The sequence below is a fragment of the Paenibacillus sp. SJS-P3 genome (genome assembly GCF_056711585.1).
The window spans coordinates 2,527,932-2,547,634 of sequence record NZ_CM160043.1; the positions used below are offsets into that span (position 1 = coordinate 2,527,932).

Sequence of the window (19,703 nt, forward strand, 5' to 3'; positions counted from 1 at the left end):
AGTCATGGAACAGCAAAATAAGCTCCACATGCCTATCGAAGTGCTGATCATCGAAGACGATCTTCGCATCGCCGAGATCAACAGGCGGTTTCTGGAGCAGATTCCCGGCTTCCGGGTATGCGGAATCGCCACCGACGAAGCCCAGGCCAAGATCCAGCTTGAAATTCTGGAGCCGCAGCTTGTTCTTCTCGATATTTACCTGCCGCCGGCAAGCGGCCTGGACCTACTGCGGCATATTCGGCAGCTGCACCGAAGCACCGATGTCGTCATGATAACGGCCGCCCGCGAGATCGGACCGGTCCAGGAGGCGATCCGCTGCGGAGCCTTCGACTATTTGATGAAGCCGGTCGTGTTCGACAGGCTCAAGGAAACGATGGAAAGATACGCCCATTACCATCGCGAGCTCTCGCGCCTGCACGAAGCCGACAGCATCGGACAGCATGACGTGGACCGCCTGCTTACCCGGGCGGGAGAGCTGCCTGGACCGGCCGACTTGTCGTCGCTGCCCAAGGGGATCGACAAGCTGACGCTGGACAAGGTGTCCCAAGCGATCGCCGGCGACAAGAACGGCATGTCGGCCGAAAAAGTCGCCAAGCTGATCGGGTTCAGCCGCTCTACCAGCCGCAGGTATTTGGAGTATCTGGTCGGCCTCGGTACGATCGACGCGGACCTCGCCTACGGAGTCGGGCGGCCGGAACGGGTATACCGCTGCCGCAAGGGACGCTCGTAGATCGGACGGCAGCTGCTCATCCGTCCGATGACGTCCTTCGGTACGCCATGTTCATGAAAAATGTTCCCGCCTCATGCATGCGGGTTACTCATCATATCGGAGTCCTTATAAAGAAAAAGAAGCCGCCTGTGCAGACGGCTTCTTTTTCTTCACATTCGATCCGCTATCCGATCAGCGGCGCGTCCTCTCCGAGCCTGCCTTCGATCTCGAAGCCTTCGCGGCGCCAGTACTCGATGCCGCCGATCATTTCCTTCACTTGGAATCCAAGCGCGGCGAGCTTGGCGGCCGCCTTCGTTCCGGCGTTGCAGGCCGGGCTCCAGCAGTAGGCGACGATCGGCGTCTGGAGGTCCAGGGAATGGACCGATTCGGCGTTGATCAGCCTGTGGTGGAGACTGACCGCACCGGGAATATGGCCGTCTCCATAAGCTTCCGGCGAGCGGGCATCCAGCAGCACGAACGACCCGACGCCACGCATCAGATCGTGGCGGACGTCGGATGGATCCGTCTCTACCGCCAGCTTGGCGGCAAAATGGCGGCTGGCCTCAAGCGGCGCCGCGAAGGGGGTTTCTTCAACGAGAGATGATGCGATAGAACGGGTCATGATCCTTTCAGCCTCCTGTCGGTCCTCGAGGAACCTTTACTGAGGCCAGCTTATCATGATCCTGGCCAGTGCCGTTATCGGCCATTTTCGATTCCAAGCATCATTTGTTTCGATGGATAGCCGTCTCTTCCCCGAAAGAACCGCTCATGACATCAACAAAGGCCTCGAACGCCTGCGAGACCGTTCTCCGCTTGGCGTACAGCAGCTGGATGCAGAAGCGGAACCCAGGATGATCCAGCATCGCGGCATGGAGCTTGCCGCTTGCGATCTCCTCCTCGACGGCGATTCTCGGCAGAAGCGCGATGCCAAGCCCGTAGCCGACGCCCTGCTTGATCGCCTGCAGGCTGCCGAATTCATACGAGAGCCTGCATGGCACCGCTTCCTTGCGGAGCGATTGCAGCAGCAAGGCTCGGTACGTGCAGCCTTCCTCGGTGAGGATGACGGATTCGCCTTCCAGATCCCGCAGGGACAGCGTGTTCCGAGTGCCGAAGCGATGCACCGGAGAGGTCACGATGAGTAGATCCTGCTCCTGGACCAAGCGCACATGAAGCTCGGGATCGGCATAAGGCGGGTCGAGAATGAAGCCGGCGTCCAGACTGCCCTCCTTGACCATTTTGATGATCTGCGGTTCATTGCCGGGAACGAGAGCCACGTTCATATCCGGATGGCCTTGGCCGTAGATTTGCAGCCGCTTGGGCAAGTAATACGAGGCGACCGTCTCGATCGTCCCGATCGTAAGAGTGCCTTTGCCGCCGGAAGCGACGGCATCCCTCGATTCCGCATGCAGGCTGAGAATCTGCCGGGCGTAGCCCAGCAGCGTTTCCCCGGACTCGGTCATAGCCATCTTCCTCCCCCGACGCTCCAGCAGGACGGCTCCGTAAGCCTCCTCGAGCTTCTGGATCTGGGCCGTTACGCTCGACTGGGCATAACCGAGACGTTCGGCGGCTTCCGTGTAGCTGCCTCTGCCCGCGACCTCGACAAATGTGCGAAGATACGTAAGCTCCATATTCGTCTCCTCCTTCCCTGCCTCCTTGATGCAGCCTTCAAGATACGCTCTGGAAATGCCGTGCGTGCAAATCCTGATACAGTCCTTGGACGGAAGAGAGCTGGTCATGATTGCCCTGCTGTACGATCCGGCCTCCGTCAACGACCAGAATAGCGTCCGCAGCCCGGATCGTGCTGAGCCGATGGGCGATCACGAAGCTCGTCCTTCCTTCCATCAGAACCCCCATCGCCTGCTGGATGCGCAGCTCGGCCAGCGTATCGACGCTGCTCGTCGCTTCGTCCAGGATCAGGATATCGGGATCGGCCAGCAGCGTGCGGGCGATGGAGAGCAGCTGGCGCTGCCCTTGGCTGAGGCTGCCGCCGTCAGCCGACAGCTCCGTGTCGTAGCCGTCCGGCATTCGGATGATGAACTCGTGGGCGGATGCGGCCTTGGCCGCGCGTTCAATCTCTACATCCGAAGCGTCGAGACGGCCGTAGCGGATATTGTCGCGGATGGTCCCCTTGAACAGGACGCTATCCTGCAGGACGATGCCGATGCGGGAACGGAGCGTTCTCTTGTCCATCTTCCCGATTTCTTCGCCGCCGATCGATATGACGCCCGAGGTCGGCTCGTAGAAGCGTGTCAGCAGCGACATGATCGTCGTCTTGCCGGCTCCGGTCGGTCCTACGAGAGCGGTCATGCTGCCCGGCTCCGAGCGGAAGCTGATCTCCTCGAGGATGGAAGCCTCCGGCGAATAGGCGAATCCGACCCGGTCGAAGGCTACCGTGGAATTCCGCAGCGAACGACCGGAGCCCGCCAGCGGCTCGGACGGCTCCGGCCCGTCATGCTCCGACGGGACATCCATCGTCTCGAACACCCTCTCCGCTCCGGCGATTCCGGCCTGGATGAGGTTGTACTGGTTGGCCAGCTCGTTGATCGGGGAGCTGAACTGCTTGGAATAGGCCAGGAAGCTGACGATGACGCCGGCCGATGCATGGCCGCCAGCGGCCAGCCAGCCTCCGGCAGCGGCGATGAGCAGGTAGTTCAGATGGCCGAGCACATTCATGGAAGGTCCCATGAGGCCGGAGATGATTTGAGCTTTGACGCCCGCCGTTCTCAGCCTGCCGTTCATTTCGCCGAACTCCTGCTCCGCACGCTCTTCCTGATTGAACAGCGTGACGATCCGCCTTCCGGAGACGGTCTCCTCCGTGTAGCCGTTGATGGCGCCCAGTTCCAGCTGCTGCAGCCGGAACTGCTTCTTCGTCGCGGCGCCAATGCGTCTGGATGCGAGGAATATCAGAGGAACCGTCGATATGGCGACCACAGTCAGCAGCGGCTGCAGCCAGATCATGACCGCGAAGCTGCCGACAATCGAGAGCACGCTCGACAGCAGCTGCACCAGGCTTTGGTTCAGCGTATTGGATACGTTCTCGATGTCGTTGGTCGCCCGGCTCATGAGATCGCCTTGTTTTTTGCCGGTAAAATAGCGCAAGGGAAGATTCTGGATATGGCCGAACAGATCGCCTCTCATCTTCCAGACCGTTCTCTGGGACACCGAGGCGAGCAGGCGCGCCTGAATCCAAGCGACAAAAGCGGATGCCGCATAGACGGAGGCCAGCAGCAGACAGGCTCGTGCAAGGCCCGCCCTCTCCTTCGGAATAATGAAGCCGTCGATGGCTCGCCCGAGCAGATAAGGCCCGGCAAGCGTCAACGCGGAAGCGGCGATCGTGAAGACGGCAATGAAGAACAGGGAACGATGTTGTCCCTTCAGATAGGAACCGACCCTCTTGAGAGGGGATTGGGGCTTGGACATGACGTCACGCTCCTTGCTGGGAGTCGGCCAGCTGCCGGTACAGGACGCTGCTGGCGAGAAGCTCCTCATGGCTGCCGACTGCGGTCAATTTTCCATTTTCGAGAACCGCGATGCGGTCCATTCCCGCCAGCGCCGAGATGCGCTGCGAGATGACGATCAGGGTCGTATCGTCCCTTCGTTCCAGCTTCTCTCTCAGCCTGGCGTCCGTCGAGGCGTCCAGCGCGCTCGAGCTGTCATCGAGAATGAGAATATCCGGCTTCAGGAGCAGCGTCCGGGCGATAGCCACCCGCTGCTTCTGTCCGCCGCTCAGGTTCACGCCGCGCTGGCCGAGCATCGCATCGTAGCGTTCAGGAATCGAATCGATGAAAGCTTTGGCCTGCGCATCGCCGGCAGCAGCTTCGATGGCATCCGCCGCCGCGCCTGGACGGCCGTAGGCGATATTGTCGCGGATGGAGCCGCTGAACAGATGCGCTTGCTGCAGGACGATTCCAACCCGCTTCCGAAGCTCTCCGCGATCCCATTGCTTCAATGAGACTCCATCCAGCAGCACTTCGCCCTCGGTGGGCTCCAGCAAGCCGGCCATCAGCCCTGCAAGCGTGGACTTGCCCGCTCCGTTGATGCCGGCAATGCCGATCCGTTCTCCTTCGCGAATGGACAGATCGATTCCTGCCAGCGCAGCCGGCTGCGGACGTCCATCCATATCCGGATACCGATACCCGGCGCCTCGAAGCTCCAGACATGACGCTCCTCTTCCGAGCCTCGCCGGAATCGCGGTCTCTTGTGCGGATGCCGACTTCTTCGTTTCCGCCTCCAGCACCTCCCGGATTCTCCGCGCGGATGCCTGAGCCCGGCCGATCGTCATGAGATGATTGCCGAGGTTCATCGTGGCGAACAGAAGCTGGCTGATATAGGTCAGAAATGCGGCCAGCTCCCCGGGCTGCAGGCCGCCGCTGCGGGTCAGCGCCCCGCCGTACCAGAGCGCCGCGACCGTGCTGAAATTCAGCACGATGGCGAGCAGCGGACCGTTGAGCGCGGCAAGCCGTGCGGCGCGCAGGCTGGCATTCAGGAAGCGGTTGTTGGCGGCGCCGAAACGCTCCCGCTCGTGAGCGGCGCGCACGAACGCCTTGACGACCCGGATGCCGGATAGATTCTCTTGCAGAATCGTGTTGACCCGATCCATCGCTCTCTGCACCGATCCGAACAACGGAACCGAGCGGCGGGTCGTGACTGCCAGGAGCAGCGCGAGCAGCGGAATCATGACGATCAGCACGAGGGACAGCCTCGGGCTGATGACGATGCACATGACGATGCTGCCGGCAACGATGAACACGCTGCGGGCAAGCATGCGGAGGGCGACGAGGATGACCTGCTGCAGCTTTGCGATGTCTCCAGTGAGCCGGGTCATCAGGCTGCCCGTTCCGAAGCGGTCGACGGTGTCCAATTCAAGCCGCTGCACCTTGCCGTACAAGCTGGCGCGCAGATCATGCCCGGCATTCTGCGAAGCGAGCGCTGAATAGACCGTGCACAGCACCCCGCCCGCCAGGCCGACAAGGGCTGCGCCGAGCATGTAAGGAGCTGTCCGCAGCACCTGCGACGGATCCGATTTCATGATGCCCTGGTCGACGATCGCGGCCATGAATCTCGGCTGCAGCAAATCCATCGCGACCTCGAGCAGCATGAACAGCGGCGCTGCGGCGACCGCCCATCGATAAGGCGCGAGCTTCGCTGACAGGAGCTTGATCATTTGCCGGGAGCCTCGGCCTCGCCCGGCTGAACGTCATCTTCTTCGCGTTGCTCCAGTCCATCCAGCCAGGCTTTCAGAGCGGCGTATGCGTCCGCCAAAGGCGAAGCCTCTCCTGTTTCCTCAGGCGCGGCAGATGCCGCAGCCATCAATTCAACCCCGTATTGGATCATACTGTTCCAATCCAGGAGGCTGAGATCCGGCCCTTTTTCGCCGCCGTACTCCTCCGCAGCTGCAAGAGACCGCAGGTAAATCTCCTTCATCCGCTGCGCGTGTGACTTTCTCCAGTCCTGCCAGGAAGGCTTGCCTGCATCCGCATCGTCTCCCAGCCTGCGGCGGTGCTCGGCCAGATCCTCCAGCCCTTCCTCCGTGATCCGGTAGGAACGGCGGCTGTCCGTCGCGGCTTCGGAAGAAATCAGCCCTTTATGCTCGAGCTTCTGAAGCACGGGATATACGGAGCCGGCGCTTGGGATATAGCTGCCGCCGCTCTCCTCCTCCATCGTCTTCATGAGCTGATAGCCATGCATCGGCTCCCGGCTCAGCAGTTGAAGCACGGCATACTTCAAGTGCCCCCGATGGAACATCCGGCCTCCGCCGTCGCCTCCCCGTCCGCCTCGGCCGCGTCCGCCGCCATCCTGGCGGCCGGGACCGTATCCGCGGCCTGGATGGCGGCCATGTCCATGACCGGCTTGATCCCGGCCCTCCCCTCGACCATGCCCATGCCCATGCTTATGCCGGATATCCGCATCTCCACCTTCCATCCCATGCCGCTGAACGCTCCGGAACCTATGTCCGTCCCGGCTTCGGTCCATATCTCTCATTGTTGTTCGACCTCCATTACGATATATCGTCAACTTCCTTGCTTCGAGATTACGATATATCGCATGGAGCGTCAAATCATTCTTTTCGATGCATGCAGCGCGCAGGAGCCGCCAGCGCTGTCATCCACCTGAGTCCGGGGGAGATATGCGGTCCATTCCTCCGCATACTGTTGCCGGGATGGCTGATCCGACATATCGCCTTGCTCGCAAAAAAGACCGTCAAGCTCCCAGGCAGGGAGCCGACGGTTTTCTTTTTGCCATTCTATTCTTCATACTCCACGTTATGATACACCTGCTGCACATCCTCGAGATCCTCCAGCGTATCGATGATCTTCTCGAACGGAGCCTCCGCCTCTTCAGGCAAAGTCACGTAGTTCTGAGCGAGCATCGTCAGCTCGGCGACGGTGAATTCCGAGATGCCGGCTGCCTTGAGCGCTTCCTGCACGGCATGGAATTGATCCGGCTCGGCGTAGACGAGAATGTTCTCGTCTTCCTCGACGATATCGCGCACGTCCACATCGGCTTCGAGCATGATCTCCATGATCTCGTCCAGGGACTTGTCCGCCACCCCGATGACGGCAGTCGCGTCGAACATGTAGGCGACCGAGCCGTTGACGCCCATGTTGCCGCCGTTTTTGCTGAATGCCGCGCGCACGGCCGAAGCTGTCCGGTTCACGTTGTTCGTCAGCGCGTCGACGATGACCATGGAGCCGTTCGGGCCGAAGCCCTCGTAGCGGAGCTCCTCGTACACTTCGTCCGAGCTTCCCTTCGCCTTGTCGATGGCGCGGTCGATGATCGCCTTCGGCACGTTGTACGTTTTGGCGCGCTCTAGCACGACGCGCAAGGCGCGGTTCGACTCGGGATCCGGCTCTCCCTTGCGGGCGGCTACATAGATTTCAAGGCCGAATTTGGCATAGATCCGACTGGTATTGGCGTCTTTCGAGGCTTTTTTTTCCTTGATATTATTCCATTTGCGACCCATTGTACTCCCGCTTTCCTGTGGATTGTCCCAATCATTATAACCGATTCAGGCCGTCAATGGACAGATGCCCGCATAGAGATGATCTCTATCTTTCGAAGCCACGGACAGAAACAGGAGCTTCGCTATTCTTTTCCGTATATAAATTTCGACGGGATTGGTATAATGTGGACCGAACAGGAGGGATTCCCATATCGGAACGAGGACATCGCTATTATGATGACGAGGACTTTCTGAAGGCTTACTAGAGCCGCAGAAGCCTTGTGGACAATGCCAACGATACGCTCGAAAAACCTGTCATGCTGGAGCTGATCGGCGACCCGGAAGGCTTGCGCATTCTGGATCTGGGCTGCGGCGACGCCCGCTTCGGCGCGGAGCTGCTGGAGCGGAACTGCGCCTCCTATACCGGCGTCGAAGGCAGCATGGCGATGTCGGAGCTGGCCCGGAGGACGCTTGCCGGTACAGCCGGCACGGTCATCCACGGCTCGATGGAAGACTGGAGCTATCCGCAGGCAAGCTACGATCTTGTGCTGTCGAGGCTGGCGCTCCACTATGTGGAAGATCTGGAATCCGTGCTGGCACGGATTGTCCAATCGCTGAAGCCCGGCGGCCGGCTGGTGTTCTCCGTCGAGCACCCGGTCATCACCTCCACTCTTCAGCCTTCGGGGACCCGGACCGACTGGACCGTCGACAGGTATTTCGACGAAGGCTTCCGGGAGCAGCAATGGCTGGGCTCGACGGTAAAAAAGATGCATCGCACTCTCGAGCATTACTTCTCCGCCCTTCAAGCGGCTGGCTTGCTGGTCGGGAGCCTGCGCGAGTCGAATCCCGTCCGGGAACGGTTCCATTCCGCGGATACCTACGAGAGGCGCCGGAGAATCCCGCTCTTCTTGTTCTTCTCCGCTTCTCGGCCTTCTCTCTAGAGCGGTCGCTTTCCCGCATTGCCAGCGGCTTTCACCTTGCCGTATGTAATCATCATGTTGGAAGCATAGGTCAGCTGGCTGTCCTTGTTCAATGCCTGGGATAGGCGAAGCTCGTTCTCATACTGCGTCTCGGCTTCCTCCAGGCTGGCTCCCCGGTTGACAAGCCTCGCGATCCAGGCTTCCCTGTCGGCGTCGGGGGCGTCCGCGTAGCCATTTTCCTGGAACAAACGATAGAGACGCTCCCGGCTGTTCTCAGCCAATCCGGGATGAAGGACATTGACCTTGTCCGTAACCCGGCACCCGATGTCGCGCAGTCCGGCCCGGCTGAAATAAGCCGGCAATTGAATGCCGATGTTGCCGTCCTTGCCGCTGGCCGAGGCGTCACTTTCGTACAGCTTTTGGAGCAATCCAAGCTGAACGACGCTTGATTGCGGATATCCGTCCAGATGGAAGTTGGCAGAGTTCGCGATCCAATGAGGCTCGAATGCGATGACCATGCCGTTGTCCATGACGCTGGCGATCATCTTGCCGAGAATCTTCTCTGGATTCGGCATATGCAGAAGAAAGGCATGGCAAAGAGCAATATCGTATTTCTGCTCCGGCTCATACTCTTGAATGCCTCCGTGCATCGATCAGGTTGACGGCAGCTTCGATCTTCCATACCTTGGAAAATAGAAATTCAAGGTAATCTTCATTGTAGAACAGCTCCTTCGATTGACGAAGGTATTGAATCCTCGCATCCCATTCATACCCGCTCATCTATCTATGCCTCCCTGTTTCATTTTTTCAGGCACGAAAAACAAGATCCAGTCTATGTCTTTCAATTCATCCCTGTCGATGATATGCTGGGTAGAAATTTTTTTGGAAGGCGGATTGCCATGAAGATCAATGACCGCGATGCCTTGCTGCTGCCGGTGCCCGAAAGCTTTGAAAGCGATCGCCTGCTGATCCGCGCCGCTCGATGGGGGGACGGGCTCCCTTTGAACGAAGCTATTGCGGATAGCATCGATGACCTCCGTCAATGGATGCCTTGGGCAAAAGAAATTCCATCCGCAGACGACTCGGAGGCCTATGTCCGGAGGTCGAGATTGAACTATCTGGAACGCAAGGATATGGCCTATCTGCTCTTCCACAAGCAAACCGGCCAGCTCGTCGGCTGCAGCGGTCTCCACCGGCTGGATTGGCAGGCGCGCAGCTTCGAGATCGGTTACTGGCTGCGTACTTCCTGCACCGGGCAAGGCTATATGACCGAAGCTGTTCATGCGATCACGGAATTTGCCGTCCGCGAGCTTCAGGCAAGCCGGATTGAAATCCGCTGCGATTCCCGGAACGGGCGGAGCGCTGCCGTCGCCTTGCGCTGCGGTTTCATGCTGGAGGGAATTCTTCGCCGTCAAATGCTCGATACGAGCGGAAGCCCAAGGGATACGATGGTTTATTCCAAGGTGAAAGGGATCGAATTCTAACGTCGGCCCCGGCTCGTGATCAACAAAACCGCGCAGAACCTCATGGTTCTGTGCGGTTTATTTTCCGAAGGAGATCTCAATGAGAATAGCGCCGGATACTTCTTTCGGTCACCATCGAGCATGCGGATTCAATCCGTCCAAATCCTCTTCATGCCCATTCTTCCCTCTTCTGCGCTCAATCGGAACACATCCGGATTGCTCATGACTTCCCATTGCTTGAATCCGCTGTCCGGATCAAAATGCTTGAGGAGAAGAGAGATCAGGTTGCCATGAGAGACAACGACCGCGTCCCGCCCTTCCTTCTCCATGATATCGTTCAGCGCGCTGATTCCGCGATTCGTCGCCTCACGGCTGGATTCGCCTCCAGGATAACATAATTCAGGCTCATCGAATGTCCTGCACAGCATTTCTTTCCAATTCGGCATGTCCTGATCGGTGAGTATCCTCTCGGCCAGCCTGCCATCCAGCTGGACGGTTATTCCAAACCTTCGCGCGAGGGGAGCGACCGACCGCTGTGCCCGTTCGAACGGACTGGACACGATGCAGTCAATCGCATGTCCAGACAAAAATTCCGCAAGCCTATCCGCTTGCCGGAGCCCCTCCGGCGTCAATGAGGCTCCAGGCGCCTGCCCGTCGGCCTTGCAATGCCTGACGATAAAAATAGAGTTCATCCTCATCTCTCCTTGGATGCATTGGCTCAATCCGAGAGCGCCCGCTGAATGGTTTCTATTGCAGCTGCGGTAATTCTCGCATCCTTCTCGTCGACAGCCTGCTGCATGAGGAGCATCGGGATGTATACCGCGATCAATCGAGCCAGCTCTTTCGTTTCCTCATCGACTACGCCGTATTCAGCAAAAAATCGCTGCCTGGCCTGGGATGGCAAATAGCTGTAAGCGACGTTGAGATCGCAAGCCGGATGGCCGACATTCATATCGCCCCAATCCATGATTCCCGATACGAGGCCGTCCTCGTCGACCAGCATGTTCTTGAAGTGAAGATCTCCATGCAAGAACACCCTTTTATCCGCTGCTCGATCCACGCCTCCAGCAAGCAAGTACTGGCGAAGAGCGCAATAAGCCTCTTCACCCATATGTCCTGCAAGACTGGGCAGCCACTCCAGCATCCTGAGTCTCCGCGATTCCATGTCGAGCAGATTCCGATGATCAAGCGGCGCTCCGCATTCCATGGCGGTTCCAACCGGGAACGCATGCAGCTGCCGCAAAAATACAGCCAGAGACGTTGTCGACAGGATGCGCTGCTCATCGTTCAGCCCGATAGGATAGCGGCCATGCAAATAGTTGTATCCTAGAAACGAAACGGGGAATTCGACACTCGCTTCACCCAAATACAGCGGCCTGGAATAAGGAATAGATAAATGAGCTGCAAGCTGAGGCAAAATCCTCCATTCTCGCTCAATCAGGTCTATGGCGGCTTTTCTTCTCGGAAAGCGGAACACCGTTTCCGATCCTATCCGGAAGACGATATTATCCCATCCATAACCGATTGTTACGATAGGTTCTCCGGATAAATCCGGAAATTGGCTGTCGATCAAACGTCGAGCCAGACTCTCCGTCACATCCCATTCGGCATCCCATTGATTGGCGCTGATCTTCGCTCTCTCCCTTCCATGATCCTTGCGAATGCCGGCTCCTTCAAGGAAGGTGCACGCGCCGATTAATTTTGCGGATAAGTCTCCTTCAAAAATGCAACCGATCGGGTGATCAATGCCTTTAAGACTTCCGTGTCGATGTCTTCCACCTTATTGATGTAGACGCATGCTTTTCCTGCCGTGTATTTCCCGAAATCCTGCAGCATGGCTTCCCGCTCGGCATCGCCCGTCGCGAAATACAGGCTGATCTTGGCTTTGCGAGGCGAGAATCCGACCCATGGCGCATCGCCTTCATGACCCGACTTATATTTATAATGGTAGCTGCCGAAGCCAATGATGCTCGGTCCCCACATTTTCGGCTGACAACCGGTCGTGTCTGCAAAGAGCTCCAGCAGCTTGAATGCATCTTCGCGTTTCTTGACCGAATCGATGTTTTCAATGAACTCCAGGACGCTGTCGTCGGTTTCTTTCGTTTTCTGTTCAGGCATGAGCAGAATCCTCCTTTGGGATCAAGCTTTCATAAGAAAAAAACCGTTCAGCATTCATTCTGCTAAACGGCTCTGCTTTCCTGCTGAATAAGCAGTTGGACTCGGGCATTCCGCCAAGGAATCAGCTCTTCTTTTCCGGAGCAGTCCGAAACGGACTCAAGAAGGACTTGGGCATGTCAGCCTCAAAGCGCATCAGGCTCTCCGTCACCGGATGAATGAAAGCAAGCACGCTGGCATGCAAGCCGAGCCTGCCGATGGCCTTCGATTTGGATCCGTATTTTTTGTCGCCCACGACGGGATGCCCCAGTTCTTCCATATGAGCGCGGATCTGGTTTTTGCGTCCGGTCTCCAGGTTGACCTCCAGCAGCGAGAAGCCGGCGCTGGACTGGATCGTCTTGTAATGGGTCACAGCATGCTGCCCGCCGTTGGGATGCGGGCTGGAATACATTTTCAGGGTGCTGCTTTCCTTCAGCCAGGAAGAGATCGTCCCTTCCGCCTTGGATACTCTGCCTTCTACCAACGCGATGTACGTTCTTTCCTTCACCGCATCCTGCCAGCTGTTCTGGAGCTTCTGCTGGACATCCTCGCTTTTGGCGAACATCATTACGCCGGAAGTATCCCGATCAAGGCGATGCACGACGAAGATTCGGCCGGCCGGATCCTTGGCGCGGACATGGGCCATAAGCTGGCGGTAGGCGGTCATTTCCGCTTCCTTCGGCGATGCGATGGACAGCAGTCCCGCGTCTTTGCGGATGACGATGACATGATCGTCTTCGTGGAGAATCGACAGCCCTGCTAGGGGCGGGGCCTCCACCGTTTTTTCGGTTTGGACGGTCACGGTTTGACCGGGGGCCAGAGGCAGGTTGTATACGGTCGAAGGGCGGCCATCCACGGAAACTTGTCCGCGCGCGAGCATGGATTTCACCGAGTTGCGGCCGGCACCGGACAGCTTGATCAATAAAAAAGCGAGCAATTCCGCCGGCTCTTGGACGGCATACTGCCTGGATGCCGGCGGCTTGGCTTTTGGGGCGTTGGATTTCTTTCTGTTCATCTCTAGGTAAACCTCCGGTATGGGCCTATATAGGAATAAAGTCGATTATGTTCACAATCAGCCCTACAACTATACCATACAGGCAGTCTTGTTAAAAACAGCCTTCACAAGTCTGCAAGCCATCCTGCGCACCAACCTTTTAAGGAGAGATGCGCCCGTCGGCAAGCTGCCGATGACAAGCTGGGAGATCTGGAGCTACATGAACGAGCCGGGGAACATCGGGATGATTCCGGAGATCGGCATCGACCACAAGCTGTGGAAGGAGGATCGAAGCCGTAAATCGATGTTCCTGATCAATGGAGCTTATTTCTTCAAAGACGATGCCATGACGGCCCGAATGAGCATGGATGATTTCAAGGGCATCCGCTGGCGGAATGCCAAGCTGGACTTGACGCCGGTCAAGACCCTATCGAGGCAAAGCGAGCGGCGTCCTCATGCTCTCCACTCTAAATTCGTCATGAAAATCGCCGAGTTCAGCGGGGAGCCTCTCAAAGTCCCCTCGCTGTAGCAAAAAAACACCCTCCAAGGGGTGTTTTTTACTATCCAGATCATCCCGGATTCATGCGGACGGAGGCTTGTCTTCGGCTCCATGACTATCTCCTGCATATCGTCCATGGCTCGGCACCGCGATCTCATCGAATCTCTCCGCAAGCCTCGACAAGCCTTTCCTGAGCGCTTCCCCTCCCATTGGAACTCCATGGCCGGTTAGTGCGAGGGCCGGGTCCAGCTCGCGCAGGCGGCGCACCGAGACTTTGGAGGCATGCCAGTCCGGCGTGAAATAGACAGGAGGTCCATGCACCTCTTGTTCCTGCGTCAGGACTGCCCAGGCAGACTCCTGCTTGACGGTGATGAAAGCATCGCCCGCGATGACGGTCCGATCCCGATCCCGGAACAAGGAAATGTGGCCGGGTGTATGGCCCGGAGTATGAATCCACCGCCATTCCGGCAAATGCGGGACATGTCCATCGGAAGGAAGCGGCTGGACGCGACCGCCAAGTCCGAGTCCATGACGAGGATATAGAGGCGAGACGGCCGTCATGAGCCCGCCTCCCGCCGCCGTATCCGGCTCGGGATAATCCTCCGTGCCTTGAACGTAGGGGAGCTCCAGCTCATGGGCGTAGACGGGAACATCCCATCCCTCCAAAAGCTTTTCCAGCGAGCCAACATGGTCGAAATGACCATGAGTCAGTACGATCGCCTTCGGGGGAGCCGAGCCGAACCTCTCCTCGGCCGCATCCTGAATCGACCGGGAAAATCCCGCGATTCCGCAATCGACGAGCACCCAATCTCCAGAACCAGGCTTGCCGATCATGACAACATTCGCAATCATCGTTCTCTTCAGATCCAAGTCTTCCGGCAGCGCGGTCATATGCACAGCTCCTTTTACCTCAGCATGCCCCCTAGCCGCCCGCTGCATTCTCGTTCACTCCGCCTTGACGACGGCATGGCCACCGAATTCGTTGCGCAGCGCCGCGACCACCTTGCCGGTGAACGTATCGGATTCAAGCGAACGATACCGCATCATGAGCGACATGGCGATGACCGGAATCGCCGCCTGGAGATCGAGAGCCGTCTCGACCGTCCACTTCCCTTCTCCGGAGGAATTCATGACGCCTCGCAGCTCCTCGAGGTCCGCATCCTTGGCGAAAGCCCGTTCGGACAGCTCCATCAGCCATGAGCGGATGACCGAGCCGTTGTTCCATACCCGCGCCACTTTCTCGTAATCGAAGTCGAAGCCGCTCTTCTCCAGCACCTCGAAGCCTTCACCGATCGCAGCCATCATGCCGTATTCAATTCCGTTATGGACCATCTTGAGAAAATGCCCGCTGCCTGACTTGCCGGCATACAGATAGCCGTCCGGAACCGCCGTGTCCCTGAAGATCGGCTCCACCACCTCCCATGCTTCCGGATCGCCGCCGACCATGTAGCACGCGCCGCTCCGGGCACCCTCCATGCCGCCGGAAGTACCCGCATCCACATAGTGGATTCCGGCTTCCTTCATCCGCTCGTATCTGCGGATCGTCTCCTTGTAATGCGAATTCCCGGCTTCGATGACGATGTCTCCCCGTGACAACAGGCTCCCGAGCTCCACCAGCACGCCGTCGACGACTTGATGCGGAACGAGGATGAGCGCGATCCTCGGCAGCGGCAGCGAGTCTGCCAGCTCCTTCAAGGTGGAGGCTCCTTTCGCTCCTTCCTTCCGGAGCTCCTCCACGGCCTTCGGATTCACGTCGAATGCCGTTACCTGATACCCGTGATCCATCAAATTCATTCCCAAATTCATGCCCATCTTGCCAAGACCGATCAAGCCGATATGCATCTTCCGCTTCCTCCTCTATCCTTGTCTTCCTTTCCTTACCCGGAGAGAAGGAATGGGAAGCTTAGTCTTCCCGGAACGAATTGATGCATGCAAAAAAAGGAGATTCCGCCATCATGGCGAGATCTCCTTCTCCTATCCTTCCAGCAGCGCCTGGCCGATGTACTGCCCCTCCCGGATTCCTCCGGGACAGGCATACATCGCGCTTGCGATATGCTGGGTATATTCGTTGAGCTTGTCCCTGCTCTGCATCATACGCAGCATGGGGATGAACTGCTTCGACGGATTGCGCTGATAGCTGAGGAACAGCAGCCCCGCGTCAAGCTGGCCGGTTCTGGAATCGATCGCTCCCGTATAAGAGTATGCGCGCCGATGAATGCTCTGTCCGGAATCCTTCGCGAGCCGGACATGGGAATCGGCAGGCAGCTCGGCTTTTACGACCGGGTCGAATTCGGCTTTAGTCCCGTACGCGGCTCCGCTGTCCTTGGATCGGCCGAACGTATCCTCCTGGGCTTGAAGCGATGAACGGTCCCATACCTCCAGCAGCATGCGGATTTTCCTGTAGGCGAGATACGATCCGCCCTTCATCCAATCCGGCTCATCCGTTCCCGCCCACAGAACCTCGCCATAACCCTGCGGAGTCTGATGCAGGATGTTGGCGGTGCCGTCCTTGAAGCCGAACAGGTTGCGCGGCGTCTTGCCTTCCGGCGCGCTGATGAAGCCCTCTTCCGTCCAGTTGACCACGGCGGAGCCGGTCGCGAGCCGGATCAGGTTGCGAAGCGCGTGGAACGCGACCTGCTGGTCGTTCGCGCAGATCTGGACGACGATGTCCCCGCCCTTGAAGCCTTCCTCGATATGGTCCTTGGGCATCCGGGGGATCTCCTCCAGATACAGCGGTTTGCGCGAGGCGATGCCGAAGCGGTCCGAGCCTTTGTCGAGGAAAAAGGAGGTGCCGAATCCGTATGTGATCGTCAAGCCGGCAGCTCCTAGATCCATCGCTTCGCCGGTGTCTGCCGGCGGGAGCAGCCCGTTGCCGCTGCTCTGCCTGTATCCGCCCGAAGCGCTGAGGTCGCTGAAGCGCGTCCACTCCTTGAGCATGGCGATCAGCTCGGCTCGGCCGATATCGAGGATGCGGAAGCTTGCCAGATACATATAGGTCTGCTGTGGCGTTGCGATTCCTGCCTGGTTCGGCCCGTAAAAAGGCGTCTCCCGAGACGTTTCCGCCGAAGCCTTCTTCTGGCCGAGAGCGGACAGCACGGCTCCCGCCCCTCCTCCACCGAGAGCGAGCGCCGCGCCGGCTACTGCAGACAGCTTCAGAAAGTCTCTTCGCGATACTTTCGACGGGTTCTCGTCCATTGTGTTCACTTTCCTTTCGCTGCGGTTCGGATTACAGAATAGCCGCGGTCTGGGTCATCAGCTCCGACAGCTGGCTCAGCTTGTCGCTGATTTCCCGGATCTGGCCGGTCGTCAGCTTGTCATAGGCGACATAATCGCCGCTCTTGCGGTAAGTGAGCAGCATCGCTTCCATGTCCTGGAACTGCTTGTCGAGCTTGTCCGCAAGCTCCGTATTGTGCTCGTTGAGGGCAGGGATGATCGCCAGATAGACCGTCTTGGAGCCGTCGACGTTGGCGGCGAGGTCGACGAGATCGCTTTTGGAATAAATCTCTTCTTCGCCGGTAATCTTGGATGTCGCCGCCTCGTTGATCAGCTCGATCGCTCCGGCAACCATCGTCTTGGCATCAAGCTTGATATCCTGCACCTTCGCAGCCAGCTCCTCGGTGTCCTTTACCAGCTGATCGGCATAGACATCCATGCCGGTCAGCGATTTGTCCGCCCACAGAGCTTTCTCGATCCGGTGGTAGCCCGTCCATTCGCTTTCATTCTCCACATCTGCCAAGCGGGCGTCGATCCGGGGATCCAGATCGCCGAAGCTTTCCGCCACAGGCTCGATCGTTTCAAAATACATGCGCGCTTTCGTGTACTCCGCCTTAGCCGCTTCGATATCGCCGGATTTGACGGCGTTCGCGAACACCTTGGTGGAATCCGCCAGCGCGTTTGCCTGCTCCTTGACGAAAGCCTCGTAATTGACGACAGCCTTGTCCAGCAGCTCGGAGGAGCTGCTGCTCGACGGCTTGGCCTGCTGCAGCGCCTCAAGAGCCTGCATCAGCTTTTGAGCGGTTGCCGCGAGAGCATCGAAATCCACTTTGTCGTAAGCCGATGCCGAGAAGATCGGAATTTCATGCTTTTCAACTTCCGTGTACTCCAGCGGGAAAGCCGTTCTGACCGTATTTTCATAGGACAGCCAGATGTCGTTGATGGCTTTGCCCTGCTTCTTGACTTCGTCCAGGTCCTTCTTGGACAGAGCATCCTGAAGCTTGCTCGTCTGCTCCTTCATTTTGGATGTGCCGTCCAGCACAGCCTGGTTGCCGCCTGCTGCAGCCGACGAATTGGAGGCTCCGGAATCGGCCGCGGATCCACCTGTTCCTGTATTTGCCGAAGAACAGGCGGAGAGCAGCAGAATGCCGCCAAGAGACAATGCCGTCAAAGCTTGAGCGCGTTTCTTCATAGAATTCAGATCTCCTATCGATGATCAATCGTTTTTATTAGGTCGCGGTTTTCGTTCGGCCTGCACGGCCTCCGAGCCGCTTGAACCACCCAGGCGCGGAGCCTGCCAGCGCGAGCAGCACGAAGACAAGCTGTGGAAGCGTGCTGTACCAGGAAGGATAAAGGCTGATCGAAGCCCACTGAGGCAAGTAATCCTTCACGTCGGAAGGGATCACCCCTGCCATTTGCAGGCTGTGGATGCCGGATCCAAGAAATTTGAAGCAGAGGTAGAAGACAACGAGGCTGGACGCCAGAAACAGCGGCCGCACCGGAAGCTTCTGTCCTGCCTTCAGAATGGCGAATGCAAGGACGAACAGCAGTCCGAACCCTGCCCCGATGCCGGCGGCGAGCGTCCCCGGACTCATCTTGCCTGCCAGTCCGATCAGGAAGATGACCGTCTCCAGTCCTTCACGCAGGATGGCGAAGAAGGCGAGAAGGCCAAAGCTGACCATGCGGCCGCTCGAGGCGGCTTTGTCGCTCTGGCGGTTCAGGAACTTGTTCCAGCGGCCGATATCCGCGTTGCGGTGGAGCCAGTAGCTCACATAGAGCAGGAGCAGGCTGGAAAGGATGCCGGTCCATCCGTTGATCAGCGAGCTGCTCCCTCCGAATGCCTCCGAAGAGAACAGGATCGCGATGGCAAAACCGGCCGCGAGGCAGACAAGCATGCCCAGCGTCGATCCTCCGATTACCCACCTCTTCGCCGCTGCCGAATTGGATCGGCCAGCGGTCACGAGCAGCGCGCCGACGACAAGAACCGCCTCGAGACCTTCTCTCAGAGGGATCAAAGCGGCGTCCCACCAGCTGTATCCAGCCTCCGCAAGAGGCGCAAGACTGTCGGCCATTCTCTTCAAGACCCCGGATGCCTGCGGTCGTTGGCCTTCGTTGGCCAGATAGGCATCCGCAAGGACGAGATCGCGTTCCGTGTCGTTGTATGCTTTCTGCGAGCGGCTGACGACATCGCCCTCCACGGCCAGCCACTGGCTCTGGAGCTGCTTGACCAGGCTCGACGCTGCGGACCAATCCTGATGGTCGGCTTTGTTCCGGGCTTCGACCAGCTTGGAGATGTAGACGGCCAGCGTCATCTTCGTCTTGCCGTCATTTCCGGCGTAAGCGCCGTCTTCGTAGTTATGAAGGGAAAATCTCAGCGCGCCGGAAGTATCGAGAGCTCCGGACATATCCTTGGTCAATAAGGACAGGGATAGATCGGCGATCTGCTTATCGATCTCAAGGGCGAGGTCAAGCGACTCTCCCTTGACCTCCGCTTTATGAAGAGTCCACCATTTCTTGACGGCTTTGAATGTTTCTGCGGCTGCCTGGCTGTCCTTCGCTTCAAGGCTCGCATAAACTTGATCCGCTTGTCCCGATATGGCGGGCACATTCTCTTTTGCATTGCTGTCGCCGGCTCCGCTCGCCCATGCTGTCCGGCCCGCCATCAGCATGGCTGCCAGCATCCCGAGCAGCATCAGCCTGACGATGCGCATACTTGCCGCTGCTTCCAAATTCAAGTCCATCGGCCTCCGAATTGCAAATCATATTGATAATCATTATCAGTTAATCAGTAAATAATAAAGGAAATCT

The 19,703-nt window shown here is 58.2% G+C and carries 23 protein-coding genes; 4 read left to right on the forward strand and 19 right to left on the reverse strand.

What is annotated here, in order from left to right:
- The first annotated feature begins 4 nt into the window (after positions 1-4).
- Complete coding sequence (locus AC06G8_RS11595) at positions 5-730, forward strand: response regulator (RefSeq protein ID WP_480282921.1); 726 nt, start codon at positions 5-7, stop codon at positions 728-730.
- 163 nt (positions 731-893) lie between these two features.
- Here the strand turns inward: AC06G8_RS11595 and AC06G8_RS11600 are convergent, their stop codons facing one another.
- The 7 genes from AC06G8_RS11600 to AC06G8_RS11630 form a co-directional block, all read right to left on the reverse strand.
- Complete coding sequence (locus AC06G8_RS11600) at positions 894-1,331, reverse strand: rhodanese-like domain-containing protein (RefSeq protein WP_480282922.1); 438 nt, start codon at positions 1,329-1,331, stop codon at positions 894-896.
- Between the two features lie 100 nt (positions 1,332-1,431).
- Entirely contained in the window at positions 1,432-2,337 is a 906-nt protein-coding gene (locus AC06G8_RS11605) for a LysR family transcriptional regulator (protein ID WP_480282923.1), read from the reverse strand.
- Between the two features lie 37 nt (positions 2,338-2,374).
- The gene (locus AC06G8_RS11610) at positions 2,375-4,129 is read right to left on the reverse strand and encodes an ABC transporter ATP-binding protein (protein WP_480282924.1); all 1,755 of its coding nucleotides are present in this window, start codon (positions 4,127-4,129) and stop codon (positions 2,375-2,377) included.
- A gap of 4 nt (positions 4,130-4,133) precedes the next feature.
- Positions 4,134-5,873, reverse strand: coding sequence for an ABC transporter ATP-binding protein (locus AC06G8_RS11615; RefSeq protein WP_480282925.1), 1,740 nt, complete (start codon positions 5,871-5,873; stop codon positions 4,134-4,136).
- Positions 5,870-6,454 (reverse strand): PadR family transcriptional regulator, encoded by a 585-nt coding sequence (locus tag AC06G8_RS11620; protein ID WP_480282926.1) that lies wholly within the window; start codon positions 6,452-6,454, stop codon positions 5,870-5,872. Before AC06G8_RS11620 ends, AC06G8_RS11615 begins: the two co-directional genes overlap by 4 nt.
- Positions 6,433-6,636 carry a hypothetical protein gene (locus AC06G8_RS11625; RefSeq protein ID WP_480282927.1) on the reverse strand — a complete coding sequence of 68 codons (204 nt, stop codon included), beginning with the start codon at positions 6,634-6,636 and terminating at the stop codon, positions 6,433-6,435. The genes AC06G8_RS11620 and AC06G8_RS11625 overlap by 22 nt, the downstream gene beginning before the upstream one ends.
- A gap of 317 nt (positions 6,637-6,953) precedes the next feature.
- Positions 6,954-7,673: a YebC/PmpR family DNA-binding transcriptional regulator gene (locus AC06G8_RS11630; RefSeq protein WP_076355726.1), complete on the reverse strand. Its 720-nt coding sequence runs from the start codon at positions 7,671-7,673 to the stop codon at positions 6,954-6,956.
- A gap of 260 nt (positions 7,674-7,933) precedes the next feature.
- Here AC06G8_RS11630 and AC06G8_RS11635 point away from each other — a divergent pair, with 260 nt between their 5' ends.
- Positions 7,934-8,593, forward strand: coding sequence for a class I SAM-dependent methyltransferase (locus tag AC06G8_RS11635; protein WP_480282928.1), 660 nt, complete (start codon positions 7,934-7,936; stop codon positions 8,591-8,593).
- Here the strand turns inward: AC06G8_RS11635 and AC06G8_RS11640 are convergent.
- From AC06G8_RS11640 to AC06G8_RS11650, 3 genes are all read right to left on the reverse strand, one after another.
- Entirely contained in the window at positions 8,590-9,117 is a 528-nt protein-coding gene (locus AC06G8_RS11640; RefSeq protein WP_480282929.1) for a hypothetical protein, read from the reverse strand. The two genes, AC06G8_RS11635 and AC06G8_RS11640, sit on opposite strands and share 4 nt — an antisense overlap.
- 79 nt (positions 9,118-9,196) lie before the next feature.
- Positions 9,197-9,352: a hypothetical protein gene (locus AC06G8_RS11645; protein WP_480282930.1), complete on the reverse strand. Its 156-nt coding sequence runs from the start codon at positions 9,350-9,352 to the stop codon at positions 9,197-9,199.
- Positions 9,349-9,615 (reverse strand): hypothetical protein, encoded by a 267-nt coding sequence (locus AC06G8_RS11650; protein WP_480285490.1) that lies wholly within the window; start codon positions 9,613-9,615, stop codon positions 9,349-9,351. The genes AC06G8_RS11645 and AC06G8_RS11650 overlap by 4 nt, the downstream gene beginning before the upstream one ends.
- On the opposite strand from AC06G8_RS11650, the gene AC06G8_RS11655 reads away from it, so the two are divergent.
- Complete coding sequence (locus AC06G8_RS11655) at positions 9,508-10,056, forward strand: GNAT family N-acetyltransferase (RefSeq protein WP_480285426.1); 549 nt, start codon at positions 9,508-9,510, stop codon at positions 10,054-10,056. The two genes, AC06G8_RS11650 and AC06G8_RS11655, sit on opposite strands and share 108 nt — an antisense overlap.
- Before the next feature lie 128 nt (positions 10,057-10,184).
- Here AC06G8_RS11655 and AC06G8_RS11660 read toward each other — a convergent pair whose 3' ends face one another.
- The 4 genes from AC06G8_RS11660 to AC06G8_RS11675 all read right to left on the reverse strand — a co-directional run bounded on the left by AC06G8_RS11660 (position 10,185) and on the right by AC06G8_RS11675 (position 13,204).
- Complete coding sequence (locus AC06G8_RS11660; protein WP_480282931.1) at positions 10,185-10,727, reverse strand: histidine phosphatase family protein; 543 nt, start codon at positions 10,725-10,727, stop codon at positions 10,185-10,187.
- A gap of 26 nt (positions 10,728-10,753) precedes the next feature.
- On the reverse strand, positions 10,754-11,632 hold the full coding sequence (locus AC06G8_RS11665) for a phosphotransferase (RefSeq protein ID WP_480282932.1): 879 nt from the start codon (positions 11,630-11,632) through the stop codon (positions 10,754-10,756).
- Between the two features lie 98 nt (positions 11,633-11,730).
- A complete protein-coding gene (locus tag AC06G8_RS11670) occupies positions 11,731-12,153 on the reverse strand; it encodes a DUF1801 domain-containing protein (protein ID WP_480282933.1) in 423 nt (140 codons plus the stop codon).
- A gap of 121 nt (positions 12,154-12,274) precedes the next feature.
- Positions 12,275-13,204 (reverse strand): RluA family pseudouridine synthase, encoded by a 930-nt coding sequence (locus tag AC06G8_RS11675; protein WP_480282934.1) that lies wholly within the window; start codon positions 13,202-13,204, stop codon positions 12,275-12,277.
- Positions 13,205-13,403: 199 nt separating this feature from the next.
- Here AC06G8_RS11675 and AC06G8_RS11680 point away from each other — a divergent pair, with 199 nt between their 5' ends.
- Positions 13,404-13,712, forward strand: coding sequence for a hypothetical protein (locus AC06G8_RS11680; RefSeq protein WP_480282935.1), 309 nt, complete (start codon positions 13,404-13,406; stop codon positions 13,710-13,712).
- A gap of 51 nt (positions 13,713-13,763) precedes the next feature.
- Here AC06G8_RS11680 and AC06G8_RS11685 read toward each other — a convergent pair whose 3' ends face one another.
- The 5 genes from AC06G8_RS11685 to AC06G8_RS11705 all read right to left on the reverse strand — a co-directional run bounded on the left by AC06G8_RS11685 (position 13,764) and on the right by AC06G8_RS11705 (position 19,630).
- Complete coding sequence (locus tag AC06G8_RS11685) at positions 13,764-14,573, reverse strand: MBL fold metallo-hydrolase (RefSeq protein WP_480282936.1); 810 nt, start codon at positions 14,571-14,573, stop codon at positions 13,764-13,766.
- A 54-nt stretch (positions 14,574-14,627) separates the two neighbouring features.
- The gene (gene gnd, locus AC06G8_RS11690; RefSeq protein WP_480282937.1) at positions 14,628-15,524 is read right to left on the reverse strand and encodes a phosphogluconate dehydrogenase (NAD(+)-dependent, decarboxylating); all 897 of its coding nucleotides are present in this window, start codon (positions 15,522-15,524) and stop codon (positions 14,628-14,630) included.
- 132 nt (positions 15,525-15,656) lie between these two features.
- On the reverse strand, positions 15,657-16,877 hold the full coding sequence (gene efeB, locus AC06G8_RS11695) for an iron uptake transporter deferrochelatase/peroxidase subunit (RefSeq protein WP_447664118.1): 1,221 nt from the start codon (positions 16,875-16,877) through the stop codon (positions 15,657-15,659).
- 31 nt (positions 16,878-16,908) lie between these two features.
- Positions 16,909-18,087: an iron uptake system protein EfeO gene (gene efeO / locus AC06G8_RS11700; RefSeq protein WP_480282938.1), complete on the reverse strand. Its 1,179-nt coding sequence runs from the start codon at positions 18,085-18,087 to the stop codon at positions 16,909-16,911.
- A gap of 37 nt (positions 18,088-18,124) precedes the next feature.
- Positions 18,125-19,630, reverse strand: a complete 1,506-nt coding sequence (locus AC06G8_RS11705; RefSeq protein ID WP_480282939.1) for an FTR1 family iron permease — start codon at positions 19,628-19,630, stop codon at positions 18,125-18,127.
- Positions 19,631-19,703: the final 73 nt, after the last annotated feature.